The following is a 13,021-nucleotide window of genomic DNA, read 5'->3' on the forward strand; positions in this document are numbered from 1 at the left end:
GCAGAATCAATTAAATTAAATGAAAAGAGGTAAAAAATATGAATCAACCAAAAAATTATGAGCCGATTGCCATAATAGGTATGGGTTGCCGTTTACCAGGAGGTGCTAATGATCCTGAAGAGTTCTGGGAGATTCTCAAAAACGGTATCGATTGCATTTCTGAAATTCCGTCAAATCGCTGGAAAGCATCAACTTTCTATAGTGCCAATAAAGAGATTCCAGGAAAACTTCTATCCAAATGGGGTGGGTATATTGATGGTGTTGATGAATTTGACCCTACATTCTTTGGTATTACACCTCGGGAAGCAGAATATATGGATCCTCAGCAGAGAAAACTGCTGGAAGTAACATGGGAAGCATTGGAAGATGGAGGGCAAAAACCAGGAGAGTTAGCAGGAAAACCTGTTGGTGTTTTTATCGGGGCATTTACTTCTGACTGGAAAATATTGCAATGGGGTGGAAAGAGGCATGATAATCTTGCTGCCCATTCAGCTACTGGAGCCATGATGACAATGGTTTCAAATCGTATTTCCTATATTTTTGATTTCACGGGACCAAGCATATCCTTAGATACAGCGTGTAGTTCTTCTCTGGTTGCCACTCATTTAGCTTGTGAAAGCTTACGTAGCAAAGAGAGCTCTATGGCTGTTGCAGGGGGGACACTATTGCAATTTGCCCCCCAATATACCATTGCTGAGTCAAAAGGCGGATTTTTATCGCCAACGGGATGGTCCCATGCTTTTGATTCGAGTGCTAACGGGTATACCCGTGCTGAAGGGGTAGGTGTAGTTATACTTAAACGGTTAAGTGATGCAATTAAGGATGGTGACCCCATTTATGCCACTATTATCGGTGATGGTGCAAATCAGGATGGACATACCAATGGTATAACTGTTCCGAATGGCAAAGCTCAAGAGGAGCTGATTAAAACAGTATGCGCTAAAGCAGGGATACAACCCGGAGAATTGCAATATGTAGAAGCCCATGGAACAGGCACCCCTGTTGGAGATCCCATAGAAGCCAATGCTATAGGAGCGGTGCTTGGTATAGGAAGAAAGTCTGGAGAAAAATGTTTTGTCGGTTCAGTAAAAACAAATATTGGGCATACGGAATCGGCAGCTGGTGTGGCGGCCTTGATGAAAGTGGCACTAAGCCTGAAAAATAACCAGATACCTCCTCACCTTCACCTTAAAGAGATAAATCCCAAGATAGAGATAGATAAATGGCCATATCAGATACCTACGAAGCTGGAGTCATGGCCTGAACATGAAGGGGCGGCAAAGGCAGGTATAAATTCTTTCGGATTCGGTGGGACTAACTCCCATGTCATTTTACAAGAGCCACCCCTATTGACGACTTTTGACAAGGCTATCCTAGAGGTGAAGAGACCTAACATTCTGCCACTTTCCACTCGTGATTCGGAGATTTTACCAGATATAGCCCAAAAGTATAAAGAACTTTTGGAGAAAGCGAATGATAGTTGTCCGGCGTTAAAAGATGTGGGATATACAGCAAGTATAAAACGTGAACAGCATGATCATAGAATGGCCGTGCTTTATTCTTCAAAAGAAGATTTGTTGCAGCAACTTGATATGTGCATTGCAGGGGAAGAAAGTCCTTCTATAGTGAAAGGTAAAAAGTGGGAAAAAAATAAGAGGAATCTTGTCTGGGTATTTACAGGAATGGGGCCACAGTGGTGGGCCATGGGTCGTGAGCTTTTTGAAAAGGAGCCTGTATTCCGTGAGGTAATAGAGAAATGCGACAGGGAAATGTCTAAATGGGTGGATTGGTCTTTGATTCATGAGCTAATAAATATGAGTGAGAAAGAATCACATATGGAAGAAACTTGGATCTCACAGACAGCCAATTTTGCAGTGCAAATTGCTCTTGCCGCCCTCTGGCGTTCTTTTGGAATCAGTCCTGATGCTATTGTAGGACATAGTACAGGTGAAGCTGCTGCTTTCTATGAAGCTGGTGTCTATACTCTTGAAGATGCTGTAAAGGTAATTGTGAATCGAAGCCGTCTGCAGCATACCGTCAGCGGGACAGGCAAGATGGTTGCAGTAGGCCTTTCTGCAAGTGAGGCTGGACCTTTACTAGCACCTTATGGAGATAAGATTTCCATTGCAGCTATCAATAGCCCGAATTCGGTTGCTATAGCGGGGGATGAAGCGGCTTTACGTGAGTTTATAAAACCACTGCAGCAGCAAGGCATTTTTTGCAAGTTTCTTCAGGTGCAGATACCCTTTCATAGTGCCTATATGGAACCTATTAAAGAGGAATTGTTGAGATCGCTGCATGATATAAAACCTCAAAAAACTAAAGTTGCCCTTTATTCAACGGCAATGGGGGCTGTTGTTGAAGGGACAGAGCTTGACGCTGCATACTGGTGGCAAAACGTAAGAGGAACTGTGCTGTTTACAAAAGCTATTGATCAAATATTGGATGATGGCTATCGAGTGTTTCTTGAAATTGGCCCCCATCCCGTACTAGCTGGTTCTATATCTGAAGTTATGGTAGATAAGAAACAAGACGGCAAGATACTGTGCAGTTTAAGGCGAAAAGAGAAGGAACAGGAGAGAGTCTTTACATCTCTTGCAGAATTGTATGTTATGGGATTCCCTGTTAATTGGCAGGCCTTATATCCAAATGGAAAGTTCACACGATTACCGACCTATCCATGGAGAAAAGATCGCTACTGGACAGAACCACGGGATATTGAGCAGGCTCGGTTAGGCCAGAAAGACCATCCTTTGCTTGGATTTCGTTTGTTTGCCCCTGAACCATCATGGGAGGAATCCATTAGTGCGGAAAAAATCACATATCTCAAGGATCACCAGATACAGGGAAGTGTAGTGTTCCCAGCGGCGGGATATATAGAGATGGCCTTTAGTGCTTTAAGTTCACTACTGGGAGCTGGAACCTTTTCCCTTGAAGGTTTTGAATTTAAAAAGGCATTATTCCTCCCCGAATCCCAGGAACCTAAGGCGCAATTCCTTTTAGATAAAGAACAGTCCACCTTTAAGATTGTTACTTATGAAGATGAAAACAATACTGCTGTTTCTCATGCCTATGGTAAAGCACATGTTATTCAGAATACACAAATTGCACCGAAGATTGATATTGACGGGTTAAAAACGAAACTGGCAAACTATATGTCTGATAAGGAGTGTTATGAAAAACTGGGAGCGATGGGGTATCATTATGGATACTCTTTCCAAGGAATAAAAGATCTTTGGATCGGGGCAAATGAAGTACTGACAAAAATTCAAATGAAGGAAGAAGTTTTGGCGGACGCAGCAGGGTACTTTTTTCATCCTACGCTAACCGATGCTTGCTTTCAAACTTTGATCACTGCTGAGTTTTCAAAATCCAGCAGTGCAGAACAAATGGCAATCAGGCTTCCGGTTTTTATTGAAAAGATCAGACTTACCCAAGGACATACAGGGCCAATATGGGCATATGCCAGGATAACTGTTAGTGACGCTCATAAATTGGTAGGGGATATCTATCTATATGATGAAGACGGAAATGCAATTGGTGAAATTAAAGGGTTTCTTGCTCAAGGGGTTGATCAGGCCTCAGGTAATGCATCCTTGAGTACGATTGACAATTGGCTGTATGATGTACAGTGGCAGGAGCAAGAGCGCTCTATAGTGGGGGAAAAGACTGAAAATATATCTGGTAAAGACAATAGTGGGTGGCTTATCTTTGCAGATAAACAAGGGGTGGCGGAAGAACTCTCAGGCTTATTAAAACAAAAGGGAGAGCATTGTTGCCTCGTTTATCCAGGAGACGGTATCACTATTGACAATAGTAATAGTTTAGCTACCGTTGCATCAGATACTGATGGTGAGGTCAGCAGTTTAATCAAAACCATTTTCAAAGATAAGAATAGAAAATGCAAAGGAATAGTCCATTTGTGGAATCTGGAGGCTCCCAGTCTTGAAAGTATGGAGCTAGCCGATATAGAAAAAATAAAAAAATTGGGTTGTTATTCCATCTTGCAAATAGCTAGGGCAATTGGAGATCTGGAGATTCCTGCAAAACTCTGGATTGTAACGCGCAGGGCCCAAGTTGTCGGTGAAGATACAGGTGATATATGCGCTGCAGCTTCGCCTGTATGGGGAGTAGGAAGAGTTCTTGGACAGCAGGAATTGGTAGGAAACTGGGGAGGCTTAATTGATCTGGACTCTGTTGCTAGCCCAGAGCGGCTAAAAGAGGATGCTCTCAATGTATTTAATGAGATGATAAGTGGGGATAAAGAGGATTTGATTGCTTTTCGTGGTGAAAAGCGTTATGTGCCAAGGTTGCATTATGCATCAAACCTGACGAAGCCGCTGCCTACCCGATTCAGGAGTGACGGTTGTTATCTTATCACGGGGGCATTTGGTGCATTGGGACAATTGGTTGCCCGTACCATGGTGAAACACGGTGCCAGACGTTTGATACTTATGGGCAGAACGAAAATCCCTTCCAGAGGGGAATGGAATACAGTTCAACCAGGAACCGGCAATGCTGAAAAAATCGCATTCATAAAGGAACTTGAATCCTTAGGAGCCGATGTACTTCTGGCAAGTGTGGATATTACGAATGAGCTGCAGGTGGCTGAGTATTTTAAACAATTCAAAGAAATGGGATATCCTCCAATTCGAGGCATAATCCATTCAGCTGGAACAGTAAATGATAAGTTTGTATCAAAAATGGATGCAAAAACATTTGATTCTGTTTACGATCCCAAAGTATATGGTTCCTTTTTATTACACAAATATCTTAAGGACGAACCGATTGAACACTTTGTATTGTTTTCATCCGTAGCCGACTTGGTAACAACGGCAGGACAAACCAACTATGCGGCAGGAAATGCATTTTTGGATGCTTTGGCGCATCATAGGCGGGCAAATGGTCTTCCTGCTCTGAGTATCAATTGGGGACCGTGGGCAACAGGAATGGTTAAGGAACTGGATTTAATTGAGCATTACAGGCTGCGCCGGGGAATGAACTGCATTCTTCCTGAAGTTGGAATGAATATTCTCGACAGGGTAATAGGACAGGATGTTTCCCAGATCATGGTATGTGAAGTTGATTGGCCGCTGGCGCTTCCTTGGTATCCCTCGGAGCCGCCGCTATTCGCCCATCTTGCTAAAAAAGAAGATAACAAAAATGATGGGGATAATGTAAGTTTTGAAATCTTGTTTAAAAATGCTGACGAAGCTTTTCGTAAGGTGATTGTAGAAGAACAGTTAACAGAGTTAATTGCAAAAGTATTACGTTGTAAACCATCGCAGGTTGAGCCCAATAGCTCGCTGAATGCACTGGGTATCGACTCTATCATGGCTACGGAGCTTAGAAATAAGATTGCCTTCCATTTCGGACATTCTCTCACGATTGTGAAACTTTTAAGCGGCTCAACGATTATGCAACTTGCAGAAGCATTATTAGAAGGCTTAAGTGAATCCATAGGGGAAGCTGAAAATGAAGCAGCTGCTGCGGTAACGGCTGAAGTAGCTGATGCTTGGGGACTTCTTGATTCTCTAGATCAGGCTGGAATTGGTGAGGAAGGGAAGGTGGTAGATGAATATCCTCTTTCCTACGGACAGAAAGCCATCTGGTTTATAAACCAGTTGCTACCAGATAGTCCCGCCTACAATATAGGCGGAAGCCTGCATATACCAGTCAAGATAGATATTGAAGCGTTACGCAAAGCTGTTAGAGAGGTGATTCAGCGACATCCTGGCCTGCGAACTAACTTTTTCATTAAAGGTGGAGAGCCTTATCAAAGAGTTTATGCTTCCAGGAAGGAAGAAATAGAAGTGGTTGATGTTCCGGGAATGGAATGGAGCGACATCAGAAAGATGGTAATTGCTGACAATCGAAAACCGTTTAACCTAGAGAAGGGATCCCTATTTAGGATTACATTATACAAGCAGTCTGAGCAGGACTATTACTTTGCCATCAGCATATACCATGTTGTTTCAGATGCCTGGTCCAATTATATGTTCATTAATGAAATGCAGGAGCTCTATGAAAAATACGCCCTAGGTAAAATGGTTGAGTTACCACCTCCCACTGCTACATATAAGGATTTTGTCGAATGGGAAAACAGGTTTGTAAATAGCTCCAAAGGGATAAAGATGTTCAACTACTGGAGAAATCATCTGCCGGAAGAAATGCCTATATTGAACTTGCCTACAGATAAGCCGCGTCCGGTGGTATTGACAAGTAATGGAGCTTCTTATGTATTTACGATAAATAAGGAATTGACACAGAGTATTAAGGACGTGTCCAAACTAACGGGAGCTACCGTTTACATGAATCTCTTAAGTGCCTTCTATATTCTGCTGCACAAATATTCCACACAGAATGATGTTATTATAGGTAGTCCTGTTGCAGGAAGGACGAATCCTGATTTATCAAAGGTGTACGGTTATTTCGTAAATCCGCTGCCCTTATGTGCCAGCTTTGAGGGAGATCCAACTTTCAAGGAATTATTAAAACAAGTTCAGGGTAGCGTTTTTGCAGGGTTGGAAAACCAGGAGTATCCTTTTGCCCTTCTGGTAGATCGACTGAGTCTGGAACATGATCCTAGCCGCTCGGCAATTTTTCAGGTGATGTTTGTTTATCTGGTACATAGGCTGGAGCAGGTCGGAGTAGATGGAAATAGTATTGCTGCGGACGTTGCCTTACCTGTGCATTACCTTGCCATTCCGGAAGAGGAAGGTCAGTTCGACATTACCATGTCTATATATGAAGAAAATGGAGAATTCCACGGAGCATTTAAATACAACACCGATCTGTTCTATGAGGCTACCATTGCCAGAATGGCAGGACATTATAATGCTCTTTTAGAGGAAATAATTGAAGATCCTGAGGCAAAGGTTTCAAAGTATAATGTGTTAACAAAAGAAGAAAGGGCTACCATTTTGGGACATTGGAGTGGTGGCAAGGGAGCATTTGCAACTGATTCTAGCATACATGCACTAATGGAAAAAGCAGCATCGCAAAAACCGAATAGCATAGCATTAAGCGTACCCTACGAAGATGGAAGGACGGATTATCTTTCCTATGATGAATTGCATAGGAAGGCAAATCAGTTTGCCAGGTATTTGCAAAAGGTTGGGGTTAAGCCAAATACGGTTGTTGGAGTTTGTTTGGATAAATCGACGGAACTGGCAGTATCCCTCCTGGCTATACTTAAGGCAGGTGGTGCATTTGTGTCATTAGATCCAAATTATCCGAAGGACAGGCTGGCTTATATCATGGATGATTCAGCAGCCCAGGTCATCATCAGTCATTCTTCGCTCAAAGAAGCATTGGATTGTGGAACTAGACGTACCATATGCGTAGATACCGAACAGGCTAATATTGAGGGTGAGGAAGAAAACAACCTGGATAATATTAGTAAGCCCTCTGACCTAGCCTATGTTGTATATACTTCAGGATCTACAGGCCAGCCAAAGGGAGTCATGGTAACTCATCAAAGCTTTGTTTCCGTATATAAGGATTGGGAAAACGAGTATCATCTGCTGGAAAAAACAAGCAGCCACCTGCAGATGGCCAGCTTTTCATTTGACGTATGTTACGGGGACTTTGCAAGGGCTCTTTGCTCAGGAGGTAAGCTGGTGTTATGCCGCAGAGAGATATTGCTCAACATTCCACTTTTGTATGAAATTATGGTTGCGGAGAAGGTGGATTGTGCCGAGTTTGTCCCTTCCATCATAAGAAACCTGATAAAATTCATGAAGTCTGCCGGAAAAAAACTTGATTTTATGAACCTTGTGATTGTTGGATCTGACACATGGACGGTTGACGAGTTTAGTTTGCTGAAGTCTTACTGCGGGGAAAATACTCGTGTGATTAGCTCCTATGGATTAAGCGAAGCCACGATTGACAGCACCTACTTTGAAGGAGATGTTGAAGTTTTTGAAAGTGGCAGCACGGTGCCTATTGGAAAACCGCTCCCGAATATACAAGTATTCATTTTGGATCCATTTATGAATCCTGTGCCTGTAGGTATACCAGGTGAATTATATATAGGCGGCGCAGGTCTAGCTTTGGGATATATCAATAAGCCGGAGTTAACAGAGGAAAGATTCATCCCACATTCTATAAATTGCCAGTCCCCAATCCGGCTTTACAAGACAGGAGATATGGCAAAATGGGATGTATCGGGAAATATCCATATCTTACAGCGTGTCGACAACCAGATAAAAATAAAAGGATATCGAGTGGAGCTTGGTGAGATCGAAAAACATTTAGCAAATTGCCCAGGTATAAGCAAAGGGGTTGTCGCAGTTAAGAATGATAAGAATGGGGATAAGGTGATTTGTGCTTATTACATCCCTTCCGTCAGTGAGGTAGACAAGAAATTGATACGTGGTATGTTAAGCGAAGTGCTGCCAAGTTATATGATACCTTCCTATTTTATGCAGGTAACGCAGTTTCCGCTGTCACATAACGGGAAGGTGGATATAAATGCTCTGCCATTGCCGAATTATGCAGAGGAGAGTGAAGTTGTAAGTGAACCTCAAACAATATATGAACTGAGAGTGGCTCAAGTCTGGAAGAAGATTTTAGGTGTACGTAAGGTAGGACTGCAACATGATTTCTTTAATCTGGGTGGTAACTCACTCTATTTGGTAGAATTAATGATTCACTTACAAAATGAGTTTAAGATTAAGATTAACGTAAGTCAGTTATTTAAAGCATCTAGTCTGGGAGATATGGCAAGGGTAGTCGAGAATATTGTTACTGGTAAGGAAAAAGGAGCGGAGCCGTATATCGAGTATAATCCCTCAAGAAAAAGGGTAGTGTACTCTTTTCCGCCTGCCGGAGGGTACAGTCTGGTCTATAGTAGTATGGCTGACAGTATGAATGATGTTACATTCGTGTCCTTTAATTACATGATGGAGCAAGATAAGATTAAGCGTTATGCGGATATGATTCAAAGCTATGAGAAAGAAGGTCCGTATGTACTGCTTGGCTATTCCTTGGGTGGGAACCTTGCTTTTGAAGTTTGCAAAGAACTTGAAAACAGGGGTAAAGAGGTTTCTAATGTGATTATTATGGACTCGTACAGGATTGATGGAACCTTTGCTCCTACTGATGAAGATATGAAAAAATTTGAAGTGGAGTTAGCCGAGCATTTCAAAAGACATGTAGGTTCAGCAGTAGTGCAGGAACATACTCTTGATCAGGCTAAAGATTTTATCAATTTTTGCTATGAAACAATGAATAAGGGGACGGTAAAATCTAAGGTACATTTTATTATTGAAGAGAACTCTAGTGATCCGCATAGAACGAAGCGGGAATCAAGTTGGGATGGAAGTTCACAAACCTCAGCTACTCTCTACCAAGGTATAGGTAAGCATGAAGAGATGCTGGATAAGACACTTGTACGCGAAAATGCTAATATTGTCCGTACTATACTTGAAGCGCTCTAAGACTCCCATCTTCTACAAGTGGGAGTTAAGAGCGACTAAGATTCAGATGGAGTTAAAACTCCACCTGAATCAATTTTCTTTATAAAAATTGAGGTGATCATTAGTGTGACGAATCAGGAAAAATCCATTATTATTATCGGCGCAGGCGCTGCGGGTTTGGCTGCTGGTATATATGGGCAGATGAACGGATATAAAACTAACATTTTTGAGATGCATAACATCCCCGGGGGATTATCTACTGCATGGAAACGAAAAGGTTACACCTTTGATGGAGGTATGGACTGGATCGTTGGAATTGACCCTAAAATGGAGGAACATCTTATATGGAGAGAGTTAGGCGCATTAAAAGGTAAGAAAGTTGCATTTTATGATGAATTATTTCGTATTAAAGACAGAGAAGGTAAAATATGTACTTTTTATGCCGACCCCAAAAAGTTTGAAGAAGAACTTTCCCAATTCACTTCTTATGGAGAAGATTTAAAGAAGATTAAACACTTGTGTAAATCAATTGGGCGTTTTTCAAAGGCTCCTTCATTTAGCTATAAAAAACCGGAAAACTTGTATGGTTTTTTTGATAAATTAGCAGTAATGTTAAAGTTTCTTCCCTATATGGGAATTCTAACGAAATATAACGGTGTAATGATCAGTGATTTTGCCAAAGAATTTAGAGATCCGAGGCTGCGTGAGATTATATCTTACATATTCTACAATCCCGATATTGCTTACTCAGTATTTCCGCCTCTATTCACTTTAGCTAATATGTACAATAAGAACGCGGGATATCCGGAGGGTGGAGCCTTGGGGCTTGGGAAGTCTTTTGAAGCTAGGTATAAAGAGCTTGGAGGTCAGGTCGAATACGAGAAACGCGTGAAAAAGATAATAGTGAAAGACAACAGAGCGATAGGAATTCTTTTGGCAGACGGGACGGAGCACTTCGCAGATATTGTCATATCTGCTTGTGATGGCAGGACAACTATTTATGACCTATTAGAAGGCAAATATTTGAATGACGATATCAACCGAATGTATAAAGAGGCAACGGTTCATCCGTCTATGGTAAGGGTGTTCCTAGGAGTTAACCAAGATTTTAAAAATGAACCTCACACAGCTATTTATTTAAAGGACAAACCGGTAGAGGTTTCAGGCCTGATTAGTAAAAACCAAAATTCTATACTTGTAAGGCACTACTGCCATACCGAACCTTCTTATTCACCTTCCGGAAAATCTGTACTTACAAGCTTCTTTATTGCCAATTATGACGAATGGAAAGAATTGTACAAAGATCGGGAACGTTACAAAAAAGAAAAAGAAAAAGTAGCAGACATTGTTATTGAACATCTGGAGCAGACTTATCCCGGTATCAGGAAAAAAATTGAATATGTGGATGTTAGCACTCCCGTAACAATAGAGCGGTATACTGGAAATTACAAGGGGTCAATCATGGGATGGATAGCTACAAGCGAAATTGATGTATGGTCGAAAAGAGTGGGCATGACACTATCTAATCTGGATAATTTCTACATGATTGGTCAATGGGTGGTTTATGGTGGTGTAATAAGGGTTGTCGGATCAGGTCGTTTTGTTATACAGATGCAATGTGATAAAGATCAAAAGAAGTTCGCAACTATGTTAGATTAAAGAAAAACAAGAAATGAAGGGGAGAAAATTTTGGAGAAAAATGAAAAATCAATAATTATTATCGGTGCAGGTATTTCAGGCATGTCTGCTGGTTGTTACGGCCAAATGAACGGTTATAAAACAAAGATATTTGAAAGTCACTTTATACCTGGTGGCTGCTGTACTGCATGGGAACGTAAAGGTTTCGTTTTTGATCAGTGTATAGACTGGCTGTTAGGAACAAAGCTAGGTACTGACATGAATCAGGTATGGCGGGAACTGGGAGCATTAAAAAATAAAAAACTGCGATTTTTTAATATGTTTAACCGGGTAGTGGGGCGAGAGGGGCAAAGTGTTACTTTTTATGTAGATCCTAATAGGCTGGAGGCTCATTTGAAAGAAATATCTCCGGAAGATGGGGAGTTAATAGAAGAATTTTGTAACGGTATCCGGGCTTTTTCAGGAGATATGAATTTTCCTTTATTAAAGCCGGAACCCTTATATAATGAGAATGAAAATAAAGAAATAGAGGAAAAATTTATAAAAAAATATGGCAAAGCACTTAGGGATAGTACAGGCATTGAGATTGTCGATTTCGCAAAACGTTTTAAGAATCCTTTCTTACAAGAAGCTTTTCCATATATATTACAGCAAAAAATGTGTGATTTTCCGTTGATGCCCTATTGCTATAATTTAGCTGCCATGAGTGAAAAAAATGCGGGATATCCTGAAGGTGGTTCATTGGAATTAGCAAAATCAATAGAAAGACGATACACGGAACTTGGTGGTGAAATTGTCTATGAAGCACCTGTAAAGAAGATACTAGTGGAAAATGATAAAGCTATAGGGGTAATGCTTGAAGACGGTACGAAGCATTACGCAGACATTGTCTTATCTGCTGCTGATGGGCGTACAACTATTTTTGACATGCTGGATGGTAAATATGTGGATAATACAATTAAAAAATTGTATGAGGGCTTACATAGCAGAGAGAATAAAATATATGAGGGATTTGTATTGGTTTTCCTAGGAATTAATCGAGATCTCACTAATGAACCAGATAGTACTACCTATTTTTTGGAACATCCATCTAAACTCCTTGGTTGTAACCAAAAAGGTATAGTTGCGCGGCATTATTGCCATCATGCTCCTGAATTTGCTCCACCAGGTAAATCGGTAATGCAATTTTTCTATTATTCAGAGTATGATTGCTGGAAAAAATTATACGATAATGATAGAGCTGCTTATAAAGAGGAAAAAGGAAAAGTCGCCGACTTTATTATCAACTATATGGAGCAGCATTATCCCGGTTTAAAGGATCAGATAGAGGCTATAGATGTTTCCACGCCTGTGACGGCAGTACGTTATACAGGTAATCACGAAGGATCGGTTATGGCATGGATACCCTTTGCCGATACAGAAGAACATGTCAAACCCTTAGTAGAAAAACATAATATGAAGCTGCCTGGTTTAAGCAATTTCTATATGGCCGGTCATTGGGTTTCTTTAGGAGGACTGGTACGTTCTAGTTCATCGGGGCGGCATGTGATTCAATTTGTTTGCAAGGACGATAAGAAGAATTTTGTAGCACAACTTGCCGACTAATCATTTTTACTGTCATCTGCCTCGCCTGAACAGTTCCAATGAGACAGGTATAAGCGTTTCGTGTTGCCGAAGATTGCGAGAACTCCTGCAAAGTTCAAGATTGAATTTTGCAGGAGTTTTGTCTGTTAATGAAAACCTATAGCTAAGACGGAGAGCGTATATTGGCTATTGAATGTGGCGTCGATAACCTCGTCCCCTTTAACAACCACGGAAATGGGCATTGAATGTGGGGTTCCGATTAGAAAGTGATCTAATTGATTTGCCGCCTTATCATTATGGATTTGTAGCATATAAACGGTAATTCAATTAAGGCTGTGGATGCTCCGTTATGAAGTGCGAGCGTAACGGAGCCCATC

General features: G+C 41.2%; 3 protein-coding genes. All 3 read left to right on the forward strand.

Annotation, left to right across the window (positions count from 1 at the left end; genetic code table 11):
* The first annotated feature begins 38 nt into the window (after positions 1–38).
* The 3 genes from LMF89_RS16240 to LMF89_RS16250 all read left to right on the forward strand — a co-directional run bounded on the left by LMF89_RS16240 (position 39) and on the right by LMF89_RS16250 (position 12,665).
* Complete coding sequence (locus tag LMF89_RS16240) at positions 39–9,443, forward strand: non-ribosomal peptide synthetase/type I polyketide synthase (protein ID WP_229536011.1); 9,405 nt, start codon at positions 39–41, stop codon at positions 9,441–9,443.
* Positions 9,444–9,548: 105 nt separating this feature from the next.
* Positions 9,549–11,081, forward strand: a complete 1,533-nt coding sequence (locus LMF89_RS16245) for a phytoene desaturase family protein (RefSeq protein WP_369412623.1) — start codon at positions 9,549–9,551, stop codon at positions 11,079–11,081.
* 30 nt (positions 11,082–11,111) lie between these two features.
* Positions 11,112–12,665 (forward strand): phytoene desaturase family protein, encoded by a 1,554-nt coding sequence (locus tag LMF89_RS16250; RefSeq protein WP_229536013.1) that lies wholly within the window; start codon positions 11,112–11,114, stop codon positions 12,663–12,665.
* The last annotated feature ends 356 nt before the right edge of the window (positions 12,666–13,021 follow it).

Source organism: Pelosinus baikalensis, from assembly GCF_020819555.1.
Lineage (GTDB): Bacteria > Bacillota > Negativicutes > DSM-13327 > DSM-13327 > Pelosinus > Pelosinus baikalensis.